General features: G+C 71.6%; 17 protein-coding genes. 8 read left to right on the forward strand and 9 right to left on the reverse strand.

Going from position 1 to position 17,236, the window contains the following annotated elements; all coding sequences use genetic code 11:
* Positions 1-158 precede the first annotated feature (158 nt).
* From O7608_RS06090 to O7608_RS06100, 3 genes are all read right to left on the reverse strand, one after another.
* Entirely contained in the window at positions 159-2,222 is a 2,064-nt protein-coding gene (locus O7608_RS06090; protein ID WP_289209034.1) for a HelD family protein, read from the reverse strand.
* Between the two features lie 205 nt (positions 2,223-2,427).
* Positions 2,428-2,778, reverse strand: a complete 351-nt coding sequence (locus tag O7608_RS06095; protein ID WP_289209035.1) for a type II toxin-antitoxin system PemK/MazF family toxin — start codon at positions 2,776-2,778, stop codon at positions 2,428-2,430.
* Positions 2,775-2,990: a DUF8778 family protein gene (locus O7608_RS06100; protein ID WP_289209036.1), complete on the reverse strand. Its 216-nt coding sequence runs from the start codon at positions 2,988-2,990 to the stop codon at positions 2,775-2,777. The genes O7608_RS06095 and O7608_RS06100 overlap by 4 nt, the downstream gene beginning before the upstream one ends.
* A 180-nt stretch (positions 2,991-3,170) precedes the next feature.
* Here O7608_RS06100 and O7608_RS06105 point away from each other — a divergent pair, with 180 nt between their 5' ends.
* Positions 3,171-4,043 (forward strand): menaquinone biosynthetic enzyme MqnA/MqnD family protein, encoded by an 873-nt coding sequence (locus O7608_RS06105; RefSeq protein ID WP_289209037.1) that lies wholly within the window; start codon positions 3,171-3,173, stop codon positions 4,041-4,043.
* Here the strand turns inward: O7608_RS06105 and O7608_RS06110 are convergent.
* Together O7608_RS06110 and O7608_RS06115 are read right to left on the reverse strand one after the other, a co-directional pair.
* Positions 4,008-4,976 (reverse strand): serine hydrolase, encoded by a 969-nt coding sequence (locus O7608_RS06110; protein ID WP_289210801.1) that lies wholly within the window; start codon positions 4,974-4,976, stop codon positions 4,008-4,010. The genes O7608_RS06105 and O7608_RS06110 overlap by 36 nt on opposite strands.
* 166 nt (positions 4,977-5,142) lie before the next feature.
* On the reverse strand, positions 5,143-6,129 hold the full coding sequence (locus O7608_RS06115) for a hypothetical protein (RefSeq protein WP_289209038.1): 987 nt from the start codon (positions 6,127-6,129) through the stop codon (positions 5,143-5,145).
* A gap of 382 nt (positions 6,130-6,511) precedes the next feature.
* On the opposite strand from O7608_RS06115, the gene paaA reads away from it, so the two are divergent.
* From paaA to paaE, 5 genes are read left to right on the forward strand one after another with little or no spacing between them, the layout of a single operon-like run.
* Positions 6,512-7,594: a 1,2-phenylacetyl-CoA epoxidase subunit PaaA gene (gene paaA / locus O7608_RS06120; protein ID WP_289209039.1), complete on the forward strand. Its 1,083-nt coding sequence runs from the start codon at positions 6,512-6,514 to the stop codon at positions 7,592-7,594.
* Positions 7,591-7,893, forward strand: a complete 303-nt coding sequence (gene paaB / locus O7608_RS06125; RefSeq protein WP_289209040.1) for a 1,2-phenylacetyl-CoA epoxidase subunit PaaB — start codon at positions 7,591-7,593, stop codon at positions 7,891-7,893. Before paaA ends, paaB begins: the two co-directional genes overlap by 4 nt.
* Entirely contained in the window at positions 7,890-8,645 is a 756-nt protein-coding gene (paaC, locus tag O7608_RS06130; protein WP_289209041.1) for a 1,2-phenylacetyl-CoA epoxidase subunit PaaC, read from the forward strand. The genes paaB and paaC overlap by 4 nt, the downstream gene beginning before the upstream one ends.
* Entirely contained in the window at positions 8,642-9,127 is a 486-nt protein-coding gene (gene paaD, locus O7608_RS06135) for a 1,2-phenylacetyl-CoA epoxidase subunit PaaD (RefSeq protein WP_289209042.1), read from the forward strand. The genes paaC and paaD overlap by 4 nt, the downstream gene beginning before the upstream one ends.
* Before the next feature lie 25 nt (positions 9,128-9,152).
* Positions 9,153-10,292, forward strand: coding sequence for a 1,2-phenylacetyl-CoA epoxidase subunit PaaE (gene paaE, locus O7608_RS06140; protein ID WP_289209043.1), 1,140 nt, complete (start codon positions 9,153-9,155; stop codon positions 10,290-10,292).
* Between the two features lie 22 nt (positions 10,293-10,314).
* Here the strand turns inward: paaE and O7608_RS06145 are convergent, their stop codons facing one another.
* The 4 genes from O7608_RS06145 to O7608_RS06160 all read right to left on the reverse strand — a co-directional run bounded on the left by O7608_RS06145 (position 10,315) and on the right by O7608_RS06160 (position 14,329).
* Positions 10,315-10,848: an AAA family ATPase gene (locus tag O7608_RS06145; RefSeq protein WP_289209044.1), complete on the reverse strand. Its 534-nt coding sequence runs from the start codon at positions 10,846-10,848 to the stop codon at positions 10,315-10,317.
* 11 nt (positions 10,849-10,859) lie between these two features.
* Positions 10,860-12,287: a glycosyltransferase gene (locus tag O7608_RS06150; protein WP_289209045.1), complete on the reverse strand. Its 1,428-nt coding sequence runs from the start codon at positions 12,285-12,287 to the stop codon at positions 10,860-10,862.
* The gene (locus O7608_RS06155; protein WP_282224288.1) at positions 12,284-12,472 is read right to left on the reverse strand and encodes a hypothetical protein; all 189 of its coding nucleotides are present in this window, start codon (positions 12,470-12,472) and stop codon (positions 12,284-12,286) included. Before O7608_RS06155 ends, O7608_RS06150 begins: the two co-directional genes overlap by 4 nt.
* Before the next feature lie 372 nt (positions 12,473-12,844).
* A complete protein-coding gene (locus tag O7608_RS06160) occupies positions 12,845-14,329 on the reverse strand; it encodes a glycosyltransferase family protein (protein ID WP_289209046.1) in 1,485 nt (494 codons plus the stop codon).
* A 2-nt stretch (positions 14,330-14,331) separates the two neighbouring features.
* On the opposite strand from O7608_RS06160, the gene mqnC reads away from it, so the two are divergent.
* Entirely contained in the window at positions 14,332-15,522 is a 1,191-nt protein-coding gene (gene mqnC / locus O7608_RS06165; protein WP_289209047.1) for a cyclic dehypoxanthinyl futalosine synthase, read from the forward strand.
* 452 nt (positions 15,523-15,974) lie between these two features.
* On the forward strand, positions 15,975-17,228 hold the full coding sequence (locus O7608_RS06170; protein WP_289209048.1) for a COG1361 family protein: 1,254 nt from the start codon (positions 15,975-15,977) through the stop codon (positions 17,226-17,228).
* Positions 17,229-17,236: the final 8 nt, after the last annotated feature.

Genomic DNA, 17,236 nt, shown 5'->3' on the forward strand with positions numbered 1-17,236 from the left:
GGTACGGGGTGGGTCTGAGGCGAAAGGGTGTGGGGAGAAACGCGTCATGCTAACGGCAACTCGCGGTCGCCCCGACGCCGACTCCCAGTCGAGTGCGGACAGTGAAGTCGTTGTGGCCGAAGGTGTTTGGTGGACGGTGTTCGGGGCGCAGCGGCCGGTCAGTCGTCGGCGAGTGCGTCCGGCAGCGGCGCGCTGTGCAGCACCACCAGCCGGGACACCGCGCGGGTCAACACGACGTACAGCCGGTGCAGGCCGCGTGGCTCGGCGGCGACGATCTGTGCGGGCTCGACGACGATCACGTGGTCGTACTCCAGGCCCTTGACGTCGGTGGCGGCGACCACGGTCACCCGTACCGCCGGGTCGGGGTCGTCGACGTCGGTGGTCGCGACGCCGGCGGCGGCCAGCGCGTCCCGCAGGCCGGCGGTCGTGTCCCGTGCGGCGATCACCCCGACCGAGCCGTCGTGCGTCAGGGCCGCGCGGACCTCGGCCACCGTGGCGGTCGCCAGGTCTGCGACGGTACGCACGGACAGCGAGCCGTCGCGCCGCAGTGACACGCCCGGGGGCACGTCCACCCCGAGCGCGGGCAGCAACCGGTTCGCCAGCGCCACCACCACCGCCGGCACCCGGAACCCGACCGACAGCGGCACCACCCGGGTCTGCGGGCGGCCCAGGTGGGTCAGGGCGTCGCGCCAGTCGGTGGCCGCCCACACGGCGGTGCCCTGCGCCAGGTCACCGAGCAGGGTGATCGAGCCGTGTTCGCTGCGCCGGGCGATCACCCGGCACTGCATCGGGGACAGGTCCTGTGCCTCGTCGACGATGACGTGGCCGAACCCGGCCGGCCGGTGCAGCAGCCCGGCGACCTCGTCGATGAGCACCAGATCGGCGTCGGTCCACCGCACACTGCCCAGCGAGCGGGCCGCCGGACGGATCAGCGCCGCCTGCTCGGCGTCGTCGAGCACCCCGGTCGCCGCGTCGGCCAGTCGGCGCGCGTCGGTGAGCAGCGCCGCCACCACCTGCGGTGCGGTCGGTGCGGGCCAGACCTGGTCCAGGAAGCCGCGTACCGGCGCGACCCGCGCCATCCGCCGCAGCCAGGCGTCGCTGGGCGACTCCGCCCGCCGGGTCTCGGCCTGGCGTTGCAGCAGCGCGACGACGCGGGCCAGCACCCGTTCCCGGCCGAGCAGGTACGGCGGATTCTCGGCGCGGACCGTGGCGACGACCCGGTGCAGGGCCTCGGCACCGATCCGCCAGCGGTACGAGCCGTCGGCGACGGTGATCGGCTCCTGCGGCTCGCCGAGGTACGCGGCGACGGCCCGGCGCAGCACCTCGGCCATCCGGGGGTCGTGTTTGAGCGCGGCGACGGCGGGGTCGTCCACGCCCCGGACCGGCACCGCGTCGATCAGGTCGGCGATCGTGCACTGGGCGACCTCGACCTCGCCGAGCGCGGGTAGCACGTTCGCGATGTACGCCAGGAAGGCCCGGTTCGGTCCGATGATCAGCACTCCGGCGCGGCGCAGCCGCTCCCGGTAGGCGTACAGCAGGTATGCGGCCCGGTGCAGGCCGACGGCGGTCTTGCCGGTGCCGGGCGCCCCCTGTACGCAGATCGAGGTGCCCAGGTCGGCGCGGACCAGCGCGTCCTGTTCGGGCTGGATGGTGGCGACGATGTCGCGCATCGGTCCGACCCGGGGCCGTTCGATCTCGGTGGTGAGGATGCGGGAGCTGGTGCCGAGCTCCTCGCCCCGGTCGAGGTGTTCGTCCTCGAAGCCGGTGATGTCGCCACCGACGTAGCCGAACCGGCGGCGGACCCGTACCTGCTGCGGGTCGGCGGCGCTGGCCTGGTAGAAGGCGCGGCTGACCGGTGCCCGCCAGTCCAGGACGAGTGGTTCGCCGGCGTCGTCGGCGACGTGCCGCCGGCCGATGTGGTGGCGGCCTGTGATCTGGTCCGTCGGTGCGGTGGCCTGGTCCGTCGGTGCGGTGGCGTCGTCGGCCGGGCCGAAGTCGAGGCGGCCGAAGAACAGCGGGGTGTGCGGGTCGTCGGCCAGTTCGGCGACCCGTCGGGACAGGTGCCGGCCGAGGGTCTCGGCGGTGTACGCGTCCCCGGCGACGGTGTCCCCGGCGGCGAAGAGGGTCTCCGCCCGCTGCCGCATCCGCTGCAGCGCGGCGCGGGACGCGGCCAGGTGGGCGCGTTCGGTGGCGAGTTCGGTGTCGAGATCTGGTACGGGCATGCGGACTCCAGCGCGGATCGTCGGCGTGCTCGCTCGCGTGTCCGGGTCGCCCGTCGGGGCCCCGGCGCGGTGACGTCCGTCAGCGGTGCCTGTTCACCATGGCCGTCAAGCGACCAGTGACACTACTCGCCGTCGTCGACGTCCTCCACCGATTTCGACCCGTACGCCGTCCGCCGGGTGTGGCGTCCGGACCGGCGCGGCGACCTCACAGGTCCAGGTGCAGCCGGATGGCGGCGTCGAGGTCCCGGAGCTGCTCCGGGGAGAGCGCACCGAGCCGGCGATGCACCCGGGCGACGTCGATGGAGCGGATCTGCTCGGCCTGGCATTTGGAGGCCACGGTCAGCCCGGTACCCGGATCCGGCGGCAGCAGGATCTGAAACGGGTAGACCCGGGAGGTGTTGCTGGTCACCGGCGCGACGGTGATGACGCCCCGGCCGCGCGACACCGCGCTGCGGTTGGCGGCGTCGTTGCTGACCACGACCGATGGTCGGCGCTTGGCCGCCTCCGCTCCGATGATGGGGTTGAGGTCGACCAGGACCACGTCGCCCCGTTTCACCGCAGCAGGTCTCCGGTCACGGCGTCCCAGACGTCGGCCTCACCGCTGGACACCCATTCGTCGTTCGCCGACTCGTACTCGGCGGCCAGGTCGCGCTGACGCAGCAACTGGACGGCCTCGTGCAGGACGGCGGAGCGCGTCTTGCCACGGTCGCGGGCATAGCGTTCCACGAAGGCGAGGTCGTCGTCGGGCAGACTCACACTGACCTTCATACCGCGATGCTACCGCGTTCCTACCTTCGTTGCTACCGTCTCGCGGGCGGCCACGGGGTTGTCCCGGCAAACGGCGACGAATATCCGGCCGGGTCGTCGGGTCGCCCCGGACTGCGTGGTACGCCACTCGCCGGCCGTGTACCCGCGCCGCCCGGCGGACCGCCCGATACGGTGGGGATCATGAGTCGTGGTGACGGGGGAGCGGGCGGCGAGCTGCGCCGGCCCCGGGTCGGGCACATCCAGTTCCTGAACTGCCTGCCCATCTACTGGGGGCTGATGCGCTCCGGCGCGCTGCTCGACGTCGACCTGCACAAGGACTCGCCGGAGCGGCTCAGCGCCGCGCTGGTCGCCGGTGACCTCGACATCGGTCCGATCTCGCTGGTCGAGTACCTGCGGCACGCCGACGAGCTGCTGTTGCTGCCGCAGATCGCGGTGGGCAGCGACGGCCCGGTGCTGTCGGTGAACGTCGTCGCCACCCGGCCACTGGAGGAGCTGTCGGGCCGGCCGGTCGCCCTCGGCTCCACCTCGCGTACCGGGGTGTTGCTGGCCCGGATGCTGCTGGCGCAGCGGTACGGGGTCACCCCGGAGTTCTTCACCTGCCCGCCCGACCTCACCCAGATGCTGCTGGAGGCGGACGCGGCGGTGCTGATCGGCGACGTCGCGCTGCGGGCGCACTACGAGGCCCCCGCCCGTGGTCTGACCGTCACCGACCTGGGGCAGGCCTGGCGGGACTGGACCGGTCTGCCGATGGTGTTCGCCGTCTGGGCGGTCCGCCGTGACTTCGCCGCCGCCCATCCTGGCCGGGTCAAGGAGGTCCACCAGGCCTTCCTGCGCTCCCGTGACCTGTGCCTGGCCGAGCTCGACGACGTGGCGCAGGCAGCCGCCCGGTGGGAGCCGTTCGACGCGGCGACGCTGGCGTCGTACTTCCGGGTGTTGGATTTCTCCCTCGGCGACCGGCAGGTGGCCGGTCTGCGGGAGTTCGCCGGTCGGGCCGCCCGGCTCGGCGAGGCGCCGCCGCTACCCGCCGACGGCCCGGAGTTCTTCCTGGCCTGACGGCCGGCCCGCCCCTGCGCCCGTGCCGTCGACCTCGACGTCCGGCGGTGCCGCAGACTCCGCAGGTGTCCCTGCCTCCGCAGGTGTCGCTGCCGCCGCGCGGAGCTGGGCGGTCACGTCCTGGCACACCTGGCCGCCGTAGCTGTAGTCGTGGCTGGTCGGGAAGCGGACCATCACGCCGATGGTCCAGCCGTCACCGATCGCCAGGCAGTTGACGTGCCACTGCCGTTCCTCGTCGCGGATCACCCAGCCGTTCTTGATGGCGATGTCGGCTGCCTCGGCGCCGTCGAAGGCCTGCAGTACGCCGAAGTCGCCGGGGCTGCGGACGGTACGCATCTGGGTCAGCAACCAGTCCGTCCAGGTCGCGCCGGCCGCCCGCCCGTCGGCGATGCAGGCGCCGAGCCGGGCGACGTCGCGGGGGGACAGCAGGGTGGTGCTCCACCGGTTCTCGGTGGAGCTGCTGTCGGTGAGTCCGCAGATGTCGATCATCCGGTCGATCGCCGCCGACCGGCCGATCTCCTGCCAGAGCTGCTCGGCCACCGCGTTGTCGCTGTCCCGGATCATGATCTCCAGTTGGTACATCCGGTAGTCGTCCGGCGTACGGCCGTCCTCGGCGGCCCGGCGCAGGTAGTCGGCACCGATCCAGGCCTTGATCAACGACGCGGTGGTGCTGGTCTCGGCCAGGTTGGCCGACCCGTGGATCTCCCCGGTGCGCTGGTCGAGCAGCGCCCACGACCACCAGCCGTCGACGTCGAGTCGTACGTCGGCCGGCGCCACCGCCAGCGGTGGCAGCGTCGGGCTGGCCTGCGGGGTGGGTGTGGGATCCGACTGCGGTACGCCGTCGTGCCACTGCCCGGCGGCGGGCTGCCCGGCGGCGCTGGCCAGCGGCGCGTCGGGGACGAACCGTAGAGCGGCGACCGTGACGGCGATCATCACCAGCACCCCGGCCAGCGCCAGCGGCACCGGCCAGCGGCGTCCGCCGAGGCGCCGGCCGGGTCGCCGGCCGTGGCGGGCGATACCGGTCGGTCGGGTGTGCGTGACCGGGATCCGGGGGTGTGGGACGTCACCGGCCCGGTCGGTGGGGTGTCGATCCGCCATGTCAGCTACGGGGTGCCGGCGTGGCGGCGGTGGCGGGAAGCTGGATCGACGCGCCGGCGTGCGGGGTGACCAGCTGCCGGGTGACGTCGCGGCAGAGGTTGGCACCGTAGTCGAGTCCGTACTCGCCGGGGTAGCGGGTCAGCACGGCGAGCACCCAGTCGTCGGTGACCGCGAGGCAGTTCAGGTGCCAGGAGGCATCGGCCCAGATCCGGGTCCAGCCGTTCTTGATCCCGACCTCGACTGAGTCGAGGAGGCTCTGTGGCAGCCCGTCGACGATCCCCCAACGGCCGCCGCCGGAGCGGGCCTGCTGGTCCGTCGCCGCGGTGCTGCCCCGGACCTGCGCCATCTCGTTCAGCACCCAGTCGGTCCATTTCGGCCCGGCGGCGGTGCCGTTGCGGACACACTCGCCCATCAGGACGGCGTCGCGGGCGGACATCTGGGTGTAGCTCCACCAGATGTTGCGTTCCCCCGGCGGGATCACCGCCCGGGTCTGCGCCAACCCGCACATCTTGATCATCCGGTCGAGCACGATGTCGCCGCCGGCGGCGTAGTAGAGCCGGTTGGTCGCGTCGTCGTCGCTGTCCCGGATGGCCAGCTCGGCCTGCGCCAGGTTGTCCGGGCTCGGCTCGGCCTCGCCCAGTTCGCGCAGGTAGTCGGAGACGATCCAGATTTTGATCATCGACTCGGTCGAGCTGGTCTCGGTGATGTTGTCCGAGCCGTTGATCTCGCCGCTGGCCCGGTCCAGCAGTGCCCAGGAGAGGAATCCGTCGACGGGGACGGAGACCGGTGCGGCCCGCAGCGTCGGTACGGCGGGCGGCTCAGGAGACTCGGGGGCGGTCGGCGTCGACTCGGTCAGCGCGGTCGCCGGCTGGTTGTCGGCGTTCGACGTCATGTCGCCCACCAGGCGGGCGGAGGCGGTGGGGATCATCAGGACTGCGCCGACCACCAGGGCTGCCAGCACGACAGTGACCGTCACGCGTGAAGTCATTGGGGGCTGCTCCGGGAGGTGAGCGTGGATGATTCTGCGTCGGATGTCCTGATCGACGGTGGGTGTCCGGTCTGGCGCGCTCGGTGTGGCCCGACGCGACACAGGGCAGTTTACGTCGGGAATCTCGATCGGCCAGTGGAGGGAGTTTCAAGTTCAGGTTAATTGCGGCGACAATGAACGTTTATGTCCAATTAGTTCCATAATAATGGCACAATAGGTGGATCGGAATCATGTCCGTGGTGAGTTGCCTCATGGGATCGCCGATGGTGCATCTCCCTGCCGTCCGATGCTGCCCGGAGTCTGGACTGTTTTGTTACAGGCCTTGGCGTACGGGTGGGTTAGTTGTAACACTGGACGGGTGGACGGCGATCACCCCCAGTCGATGCGTGAGACACCGGGCGGCATCCTCGGCGAAGTCGAGGCCGCCGAGGCGGAGCTGCGAGCGGCCGCAGCCCGGCACCGGGCCGGGCCGACTGCCGACCCGGGGCGGCATGACGACCCCGCCACGTACTTCACCGGGACCATCGAGGCGGACCAGAAGATCGAGCCGCGCGACTGGATGCCGGACGGCTACCGGCGCACCCTGATCCGGCAGATCGCCCAGCACGCGCACTCGGAGATCATCGGTATGCAGCCCGAAGGGAACTGGCTCAGCCGGGCCCCCAGCCTGCACCGCAAGGCGATCCTGCTGGCCAAGGTCCAGGACGAGGCGGGCCACGGCCTCTACCTCTACGCCGCCGCCGAAACCCTCGGGGTGACCCGCGAGGAACTTGTCGACCTACTGCTGTCCGGCCGCCAGAAATACAGCTCCATCTTCAACTACCCCACGCTGACCTGGGCCGACGTCGGTGCCATCGGCTGGCTGGTGGACGGCGCCGCGATCATCAACCAGGTGCCGCTGTGCCGCTGCTCGTACGGCCCGTACGCCCGCGCCATGATCCGCATCTGCAAGGAGGAGTCGTTCCACCAGCGTCAGGGGTACGAGATCCTGCACACCCTCGCCCACGGCACCCCTGGCCAGCGACAGATGGCCCAGGACGCCATCGACCGCTGGTGGTACCCGTCCCTGGCGATGTTCGGCCCACCCGACGCCGACTCCACCCACTCGGCCCAGTCGATGAGCTGGAAGATCAAGCGTTTCTCCAACGACGAGCTGCGGCAACGCTTCGTCGACATGTGCGTCCAGCAGATCGGGTCCCTCGGCCTGACTCTGCCGGATCCGCACCTGCGCTGGAACGAGCAGCGTCAGGCGTACGACTTCACCGCCCCCGACTACGCCGAACTGCACCGGGTGATCAGCGGCGACGGCCCCTGCAACCGGCAGCGGCTCGCCCACCGTCGGGCGGCACACGACGACGGCGGGTGGGTGCGCGCCGCCGCCCGGGCGTACGCCGACAAGCAGGCCGCCCGGTCCGCGACCGCGACCCGGTCCGCCGCCGCGACGGCCGGGGCGGGCGCCCGATGAGCGAGCAGGCCAACGCCACCACCCCCACCCCGCTGTGGGAGGTCTTCGTCCGCCCCCGGCGCGGTCTGGCCCACACCCACGTCGGCAGCCTGCACGCGCCCGACGCGGTGCTGGCCCTACGGCACGCCCGCGACCTCTACACCCGCCGCCAGGAAGGCGTCTCGATCTGGGTGGTGCCGGCCGAGGCGATCACCGCCTCCAGCCCGGACGAAAAGGACGCCTTCTTCGACCCGGCGGCCGACAAGGTCTACCGGCATCCGACCTTCTACGAGGTGCCGGACGGGGTGCGTCACCTGTGAGCGGCAGCACCCCGGTCGACCAGCTGCTCTGCTGGGCCGACGACGCGTTGATCACCGCCCAGCGGTTGACCTGGTGGTGCACCCGGGCTCCCGAGCTCGAAGAGGACGTCGCGCTCGCCAACGTCGCGCTCGACCAGCTCGGTGTGGCCCGGCTGCTGCTGACGTACGCCGCCGAGCAGCTGCCACCCGGTGCCGTGCCGGCCGCCCCGGCGGACGCCCCGATCACCGAGGACACCCTGGCGTATCTGCGTACCGACCAGGAGTTCCACAACTGCCTGCTGGTCGAACTGCCCGACGACGACTTCGCGGTCGCCATCGGCAAGCTGCTGTTCGTCGCCGCCTACCAGAGCCAGCTCCACGCCGTGCTGCGGTCCGGCCCCGACTCCCGGCTCGCGGCGATCGCCGGCAAGGCGGCGAAGGAATCGGCGTACCACTTCGACCACGCCCGGATCTGGACGCTGCGACTCGGCGACGGCACCGAGGAGTCGCACCGGCGGATGCAGCGTGCGGTCGACCAGCTGTGGCCGTACACGCACGAGCTGGTCGCCCCGCCGCCCGGCGGCGGGGTCGCCGACCTGCGCGAGAGCTGGCTCGGCATGGTCGGACCGGTCCTCGACGAGGCGACACTGCGCCGGCCCGACGACGGCTGGCGACCCGACGGCGGCCGGCACGGCCGGCACACCGAGCACCTGTCCTACCTGCTGGCCGAGATGCAGGTGGTGTACCGGGCACATCCGGGAGCGCGGTGGTGAGCGCCACCGAGAGCGCTGCCCGGGCGGCGGCCGCCGCGGTGGTCGACCCGGAGATCCGCGTCCTCACCATCGACGACCTCGGCATCCTGCGCGGCGTCGAGCTCGACGCCGGCACCGGCGCGGTCCGGGTGACCATCACCCCGACCTACACCGGGTGCCCGGCGATGGAGCTGATCCGCAGCGAGATCCGGGCGGCGCTGGCCCGCGCCGGCTTCGCCGAGGCGACGGTCGCCACCGTGCTCGCCCCGGCCTGGAGCACCGACTGGATCTCCGCCGCCGGCCGGGAGAAGCTCGCCGCCGCCGGGATCGCCCCACCGCATCCGGTGACCACCGGGCCGGTGCCTGTGCCGTTGACCGTGCGCTGCCCCGCCTGCGGGTCGCCACGGACCGAGCAACTCAGCCGGTTCGGCGCGACCGCCTGCAAGTCGCTGTGGCGGTGCCAGGCCTGCACCGAACCGTTCGAGCAGATCAAGGCCCTGTGATGGCAGGCGAGGGGGTGGTGCCGCGATGGCGGTGACGATCAGCCGGCCGGTGCGGCGGCGGCCGGTGTTCCACCCGCTGCCGGTCTTCGCCGTCGACCGGCTCACCGACGACGCGGTCGCGGTCACCTTCGCCGTACCGTCGGCGGTCCGCGAGACGTTCCGGTTCGCCGCCGGGCAGCATCTGACCGTACGGCTGGTCGACCCGGCCGGCGGCCCCGACGTGCGCCGCTCGTACTCGATCTGCTCCACCCCGGCGGAGCTCGACGACCACGGCCGGCTGCGGATCGGCGTGCGGCAGGTGCCCGGCGGCGCATTTTCCGGGTACGCGGTGCGTCAGCTCACCGTCGGGGCGACCGTGGACGTGCTGCCGCCGCTCGGGAACTTCACCACCGGGTTCGCCCCGCAGCGCAGCCGGCACTACGGCATGCTGGCCGGCGGCTCCGGCATCACCCCGGTGCTGTCGCTGCTCGCCACCGGACTGGCCACCGAGCCGGCCAGCCGGTTCACCCTGATCTTCGGCAACCGGTCGGCGCACACCGTCATGTTCGCCGACGAGATCGCCGACCTGAAGGACCGGTACCCGACGCGGCTGCAGGTGGTGCACGTGCTCTCCCGGGAGGTCACCGGCGCGCAGCTGTTGTCCGGGCGGATCGACGCCGCCCGCTTCGGCCAGCTGTTGGACACCCTGGTGCCGGGTGACCGGATCGACGAATGGTTCCTCTGCGGACCGTACGGTCTGGTGACTGCGGCCCAGCAGGTGCTCGGCGACCGGGGTGTGCCGGCCGGGGCGGTGCACAGCGAGCTGTTCCACGCCGGCGACGCGCCGACCGTCGCCACGCCGGCCGAGCCGGTACCGGCCGCTGCCGAGGCGACCGGCGCGGAGGCGACCGGCGCGGAGGTGACCGTGCTGCTCGACGGACGGGCCTCGACGGTGCGGATGCAGCCGGGGGAGCGGGTGCTCGACGCGGCGCTGCGGGTCCGCTCCGAGCTGCCGTACGCCTGCCGGGGCGGGGTCTGCTCCACCTGTCGCGCGAAGGTGGTCGACGGCGCGGTCACGATGGTCCGCAACTACGCCCTGGAGCCCGACGAGCTGGCCGCCGGCTACGTGCTGACCTGTCAGTCCAGCCCGACCACCGACCGGCTCACCGTCGACTACGACGCCTGACGGCGCAGCTCGACGCGGGAGTTCACCGGTCCAGGTCGTGCAGCAGTCGTCGGGCCTGGGCGTGTGCGGTGATCCGGACGATCCGCAGGTGACTCCAGCGCGGGTCGGTCAGCGCGGCCTGGTAGCGGCTGCGGTAGTGCGGGTACTGCTGCCACGCCCAGACGACGATCGAGTGTTCCGGGTCGCGGCTGAGCAGGTTGGTCCAGCGTTCCCGGTTGCCGTTCCACAGCTCGACCCGACTCCACGCCCGGTGCACGGTGCGCCACACGATCTGGCGCATCACCTGCCAGCGGGGCAGGTCGTACCAGATCACCGTGTCTGCGCGCTGCCAGATCGTCTCCTGCACCGACGAGTAGTTGCCGTCGGCGACCCAGCCGTCGCCGGCGGTCGCGTCGGCCACCGCGGCCCGGAACTCCTCGGGCGGCGTCGGCTGCCAGTCCGGTTGGTGGAACAGCGCGTCCAGCTCGACGTGCGGTACACCGAGCCGGGCCGCCAACGCTGTGGCCAGGGTGGACTTCCCCGACCCTGGCACCCCGACCACCGACACCCGCCGCACGACCGATCAGGCTAGCGGCGGGCCGCCAACTCGGCATCCGGATTCGGCACCTGTTCGACGTCGCCGGCCCGCTGGCCGGGGACCGGGGCTGCCGACAGGGCGACCTCGACGGTGCCACGGGTGCCCCAGCCGGTCTTCCAACAGGTGGCCACGCCGTACCAGCGGGTGGCGCGCAGCACCAGCATCGCCCAGGCCACCGCGATCGGCGCGAGCGCCCAGGTGCCCCACTGGTACGCCGTCGACTGGTCGGACCGGCGGATCGTCAGGTACCGCAGGCACTGCGCGTACCCGATGACGATCGGGACGCTGACCAGCCAGGGCAGGGCGGCCAGCGACGGCTCCCGGATCGGGATCACCACCGCAACGGTCACGAACAGCGTGGTGGACAGCAGCGTCGTCGCCCACCGGATCAGGTGCAGCCAGTAGGCCCACGAACGCAGCGGCAGGTACCGCATCCGCCACAGCGACCGGATGAACGAGCCCCGCATCCAGCGGACGAACATTCGCAGGAAATGGCCGGCCTTCTCGGGCATCAGCGCGAAGGCGAACGCCGAGGGCTGCTGGACGGTCCGACCCGCCAACATGGCGAACAGGGTCAGCATCGAGTCGTCACTGAACGGCACCCGCCGCCCGGCGAAGGTCTCGTTGAGGTAGCTGTCCAGGTTGTCGCGGATCACCCGGCCGCGGTAGACCGCGATCGGTCCGGAGTTGACCCAGACGGCGTTGAGGACGGAGAGGCTGGACCGGTCGGTCAGCTGCCCGGTGACGAACCACAGGTCGGTGAAGCGGGTCAGCAACGACGACCGGACGTTGGCGGCCATCACGATCCCCGCGACCGACTGCACCGCCGGGTCGGCCAGTGGCGCGAGCAGCTCGCCGAGGGCGTGCGGATCGCTGATCGTGTCCGAGTCGACGGTCCAGTAGACGTCGGCGTCGGGTGCGGAGACGACGGCGGCGGCCTGGGCGTGGCGTTTGCCCGCGTTGTCCTGGCGTCGCCACACCGGCCGGATCCCGGCCTGGGTGGCGGCCGGCCCGAACCAGTCCCGGATCTCGGCGTAGGCGTCCGCACCGGTGGTGGAGCCGTCGTCGACGACGACGATCGTCCGGGGCCGTCGGCGTTGCCCGATCATCGATTCCAGGCAGGCGCGCAGCGCCGTCGGGTCCTCGTTGTACACCGGGACGAGGGCCGCCACGTCGAGCGCGTCGAGGGCCCGCCGCCCGGCGCGGCCGACCCGGTACGGCTGATTGAGGTAGGCGAACCCCAACTGCCACACCAGCAGGCCGTACATGAGCACGTAGATCGCGGTGAAACGGTGCCCGGAACCGTGGGTGAGCAGGCCGAACGCGGCGAGCGCGTGATGGGCGGCCCACACCGCCACCGCTGCCAGCAGGGCAGCGGCGGCGGCGTAGGTGCGCCCCGGTACGAGGGTCGCGGTCACCGGTTCGACGCGGGGCGACCCGGACGGAAGGACAGCCGGACGAGCAACGCACCAATGACGATCATGGTGACTGCGGCGGTGACCAGGGCCGCCGGCAGCGGAAGGCTCAACTGGCCGATACCGCCAATTCCGCCGATGGTGACCGCGGCGCTGGTGCCGGTGCGCGGCAGGGAAGCAGCAGACATCGATTGTCTCCTTGGAGATGAGCGGGTGAGATGGGGGAATCCGGGCAGCATGATCCGTCGCACCCGGCGGCATTCGACGTCGTGGTGCGAAACAATTTCACGCGGATCGTGGAACCCGCGACAGTTTCTAACTGTCGCGGTGTCGGCTGAATCGAGATAGGCGGATCTGTATCAGCTCCATCGACATCGGGGGCGCTGCCGGACGACCGGGCACCGGCGGGCGAGCCGGTCCCGGAGTCGCGGCCCAGCGTAGTTGCGGTGTCCCGGTCGCGCCAGAGTTGGTCACGCTCATTTGCAAAATATGGTGGACGTGAATTCCTCTACGATTTACTGCGCTTGCCTTTCGGAGTCCGACTGCCTTGTCGTGCCGCCTTACCGTGTTTCCCGGTCGGCGTGGTCGGCGTGGTCGGTCTGGTCGGCAGTCGCCGTGGCACCCTGCGCGTCCCGATGGATCAGACCCTGTGCGGCCAACGCGACCGTCGCCGCCGCCAGCGGCAGGGCCGGAAGCGCGTAGCGCGGCTCGTACATGCCGATCGCCACGGTGAACACGGCCAGACCCGGCCCGGCGAGCACCAGCAGGACCGTGTCGAGCCGGATCCAGCCGGCTACCCGGCGGCCGGCGACCAGCGCGGCGATGGTCAACAGCACCGCCAGCGACAGCACCACCGGGATGCCCCGGGTCCAGGTGCCGTACCAGTGCAGGGCGCGGCTGAGCGTGGTGGCCGGGGGTGCCACCGCCGGCTCGGCGACCTGGGGATGGTAGGCGGCGGAGGCCTGGGCGGGCGGGCAGTGGTCCTCGACGCGGACCTCGGCGGAGCGGAACCGCGCCGGCGGCACCAGGCGCTGCCGTAGGCAGTCGTTCATCGGTCCGAGGTACAGGCCCGGCACGAAGTGCGCGGCGCTCTCCTTGCCGACGGTCGCCAGGTAGTCACCGGGCTGCTGACGGATCACCGACCGGGAGAAGCTGGTCAGCACCCGGGTGCCCTCGTCGGTGTAGACCCAGTTGCCGAGCCGGTCGGGCCGCCGCCAGAAGAACGCGTCGGCGCGGTCCCACCGCTGCCCGAGCTGCTGGTCGGGGCAGGCGATGCGTTCCTCGTCGGTCAGCTCGATCCGGTCGCAGTCGGCGATCATCGCGGCGCGGCCGTACAGGGCGGTGCCGCTCTGCGCGCCGTACACGCTCTGCCGGTCACCAACCCAGACCATGACCAGGACGTACGGCACGGCGAAGGCGACCAGGTAGCCGACCACCGGACGCCAGCCGACCCGCCGGACGACCAGATAGATCGCCAGTAGCAGGGCGACCGGCAGGGCGGTGGGTTTGGTCACCCAGGCGAGGGCGATCAGGCCGCCGGAGACGATCGCGGCGACCAGGCCCGGCCGGGGCGACCAGAGCAGCGCGCCGACGGCAGTGGCGAACAACACCATGAAGAGCAGGTCGGGCAGCAGGTAGTGGCCCATGGTGAGGACAAGGGAGTCGAAGATCACCGGTACGGCGGCCAGCGTGGCCAGCCACCGGGCGACCCCCCGGTGCAGCAGCAGGGCGTACAGGCCGACCGCGAGCAGCAGGCTGAGCAGGTGCTGGACACCGGCGACGGCGGCCAGGGTGCGGGTCGGCTCCAACGCGGCCAGCAGCAGGACGTAGCCGAGCGGCCGGTTCGGGTGCGGCTCCAGCGGCTGGTCGAGCATCAACAGGTAGGCGCCGCTGTCGCCATGGAACCAGAAGGCCGGCTGGTACGCCATCAGGTAGGCGACCCGCAGCGCGACGCCGGCGGCCAGCAGGATCACGATGGGCAGGTGCCGACGGAGCAGGGTCATCCGGTGGCTCTGCCTCTCCTGCACCCGGGCAGTACGCTTCATGCGTGACTACCAGCCGGGAGATCGACAGCATCCTGCAGCGTGGCGCCGACGGTGGCCGGATCACTCCGGAGGAGGCGCTGCTGATCTACACCGATGCGCCCTTCCACGCCCTCGGTGAGGCCGCCGACGCGGTACGCCGCCGCCGGTACCCGGACAACGTCGTGACCTATCTGATCGATCGCAACATCAATTACACCAACGTCTGCGTCACGGCGTGCCGGTTCTGCGCATTCTTCCGCGCTCCCAAGCATGCCGAAGGCTGGGCCCACCCGACCGAGGAGATCCTGCGTCGCTGTGGTGAAGCGGTCGAGCTCGGCGCGACCCAGGTGATGCTGCAGGGCGGGCATCACCCTGACTTCGGTGTCGAGTACTACGAGGAACTGTTCGGCGCGGTGAAGTCCGCGTTCCCCCAGTTGGTGATCCACTCGATCGGCCCGAGCGAGATTCTGCACATGGCCAGAGTATCCGGTGTCACCCTGGACGAGGCGATTGCCCGGATCAAGGCGGCGGGTCTGGATTCGATCGCCGGGGCCGGCGCCGAAATGCTGCCGGACCGGCCGCGTCGGGCTATCGCGCCGCTCAAGGAGTCCGGTGCGCGCTGGCTCGAGGTGATGGAGTTGGCGCACCGGCACGGCATCGAGTCGACCGCGACGATGATGATGGGCACCGGGGAGACCAACGCCGAGCGGATCGAGCACCTGCGGATGATCCGGGACGTGCAGGACTCCACCGGTGGCTTCCGGGCGTTCATCCCGTGGACGTACCAGCCGGAGAACAACCACCTGAAGGGCCGTACCCAGGCGACGACCCTGGAATACCTGCGCATGATCGCGGTGTCGCGGCTCTTCTTCGACCAGGTCGCGCACCTGCAGGCTTCCTGGTTGACCACCGGCAAGGACGTCGGGCAGCTGGCCCTGCACATGGGCGTCGACGACCTGGGTTCGATCATGCTGGAGGAGAACGTGATCTCCTCCGCCGGTGCCCGGCACCGGTCGAACCTGCACGAGCTGATCTGGATGATCCGGTCGGCCGGCCGGATCCCGGCGCAGCGCGACACCGAGTACCGCCACCTCGCTGTGCACCACACCCCGGCGGACGACCCGACCGACGACCGGGTGGTGTCGCACTTCTCGTCGATCGCTCTGCCCGGTGGTGGCGCCCGCCGGGATCTTCCGCTGGTCGACGCCCACTGACGGGCACCGCCCACCGCCGGGGCATCGGCCCGCTGAGCGGCCCGCTCTCCCCTGATCGGGGGAGCCTGGTGACCGACCGGACGAGTCGACTTCATCGGTACGGCGATCACGCTCGGCCGGTTGTGGTGCGTACCGCTGTCGATGCGGCGGAGGGTGCGCGCACCTTAGGTCAGAGGGCCATAACGTGTTGATCACGAGGCGCGCGAAGCTGCGGGCCGGCCGCTAACGTCGCCGTCAACAACGTTCCGGCAGCCACCCACGCCGCGCCGACACCCCCTGTCGGTGCTGGTCACGTCCCCCAGGGCGGGTTGCCGGAAGGGTACTCCAGCGGCCCGCGGGGGCCGTCTACATAACGCACGGCGCGTCGGGCGGGATGGTTCAACCATCCCGCCCGACGTGTGTCCGGGTGTCGGGCGTGCATTCAGTGCATTCGATGGCTACGCTACGTCGCCATGGGCTGGAAGTGGAAACTGCCAGCGGTCCGGCGTACGGCAACCGTCGCGTTCGTGGCCGCCTGGATGTGCGTCGCCGTCGGTCCGGTCGCCGGCCCGGCCGCTGCCGCCCCTGCCCCGGCCGACCCGACTCCCTCGGCAACCGTCGCCACGCCGGTCGCCGCGCCGGCCTCCCCGGACGCTGACCTGGCGGTACGGATCACCGGTGCCACGATCAACGCGCCCGGCTACAAGTCGACGGTGATCACGGTGACCAACCACGGGCCCGGTACGGCCAGCGGAATCATCCTGGATCTGAGCGAGTCGAGGGTGGACAGCGAAGCGGTCGACGCCGGCACCATCTACTTCTGTGACACCCTGCCCGGGACGATGCCGCCCTACGATCCGCCGTCGCCGGACCCGGACTTCCCCAACCGGGGCTACGACATCCCGGTGGCCGGCGAGTGCGCGTTGGACGACCTGCCGGCCGGGCGCTCGATCCGGCTCGAGACCCGGATCCGGCCGTGGATCGGTGCCGGCATGCGGATCGGTGTGCTCCGGGCGACGGTGCGCCACGACGGTCGCGACCCCGACCCGGCCAACGACAGCACGCAGGCGCCGGTGAGCATCGCCGGGCAGCCGGTCACCGACGTGTACGTACGGGCATGGGACGTGCCGTACCTGCCCGACGACCCGGCGGCGACGGTGGCGCCGGGCGACACCACCGCGCTGCGGTACGAGGTGGGCAACGTCGGCACGGTGCCGGTGACCGGAATCACGCTCACTGTGCGCCTGCCCGAGCACGTGACCTTCGCCGAGACCCTGCCGGGCTGCCGGTATGCGGCCGACCGGGCCGAGGCCACCTGCGCGTACCCCGAGCTCGTCCTGGCCACGAGGTCGGCGCAGACCGGTTCGGCGGTGGTCTTCACCCACCCGGTCCAGGTCGGGGCGGGTGCCCCGGCCCCGGCGGTGCTTGCCGGCGGCGTCGTCACGGCGGCGATCGACGAGGTGGCCGACCCGGTGGCGCTGGCGGCGGCCGACCCGGTCGCCACGCTGGCGACCCTGCCGGCCGGCGCGGTGGCCGCGACCGCCGTGGACGTCGATCCCAGCGACAACCAGGACACGTTCACGGTGCTGACCGCGCCGCCCGGCGGCGACGGTCTGCCGGTCACCGGACCGTCGGTCGCCACCCTGGTCGGGCTCGGCCTGGTCGCGGTGCTGCTGGGGATGCTGGTGAGAGTGGTCGGGACCCGCTCCGCCGGTCGCCGCCGGTAGCTGGCAGA

Source organism: Solwaraspora sp. WMMA2056, from assembly GCF_030345095.1.
Taxonomy (GTDB): Bacteria; Actinomycetota; Actinomycetes; order Mycobacteriales; family Micromonosporaceae; genus Micromonospora_E.

What these genes read in the sequence shown, in the direction of transcription:
- O7608_RS06115 (WP_289209038.1), bottom strand. Translation starts at nt 6,129, where the DNA reads ATGACTTCACGCGTGACGGTCACTGTCGTGCTGGCAGCCCTGGTGGTC.
- O7608_RS06160 (WP_289209046.1), bottom strand. Translation starts at nt 14,329, where the DNA reads ATGAAGCGTACTGCCCGGGTGCAGGAGAGGCAGAGCCACCGGATGACC.
- O7608_RS06170 (WP_289209048.1), top strand. Translation starts at nt 15,975, where the DNA reads ATGGGCTGGAAGTGGAAACTGCCAGCGGTCCGGCGTACGGCAACCGTC.
- O7608_RS06155 (WP_282224288.1), bottom strand. Translation starts at nt 12,472, where the DNA reads ATGTCTGCTGCTTCCCTGCCGCGCACCGGCACCAGCGCCGCGGTCACC.
- O7608_RS06090 (WP_289209034.1), bottom strand. Translation starts at nt 2,222, where the DNA reads ATGCCCGTACCAGATCTCGACACCGAACTCGCCACCGAACGCGCCCAC.
- paaB (WP_289209040.1), top strand. Translation starts at nt 7,591, where the DNA reads ATGAGCGAGCAGGCCAACGCCACCACCCCCACCCCGCTGTGGGAGGTC.
- O7608_RS06105 (WP_289209037.1), top strand. Translation starts at nt 3,171, where the DNA reads ATGAGTCGTGGTGACGGGGGAGCGGGCGGCGAGCTGCGCCGGCCCCGG.
- O7608_RS06100 (WP_289209036.1), bottom strand. Translation starts at nt 2,990, where the DNA reads ATGAAGGTCAGTGTGAGTCTGCCCGACGACGACCTCGCCTTCGTGGAA.
- O7608_RS06110 (WP_289210801.1), bottom strand. Translation starts at nt 4,976, where the DNA reads ATGATCGCCGTCACGGTCGCCGCTCTACGGTTCGTCCCCGACGCGCCG.
- paaA (WP_289209039.1), top strand. Translation starts at nt 6,512, where the DNA reads ATGCGTGAGACACCGGGCGGCATCCTCGGCGAAGTCGAGGCCGCCGAG.
- paaE (WP_289209043.1), top strand. Translation starts at nt 9,153, where the DNA reads ATGGCGGTGACGATCAGCCGGCCGGTGCGGCGGCGGCCGGTGTTCCAC.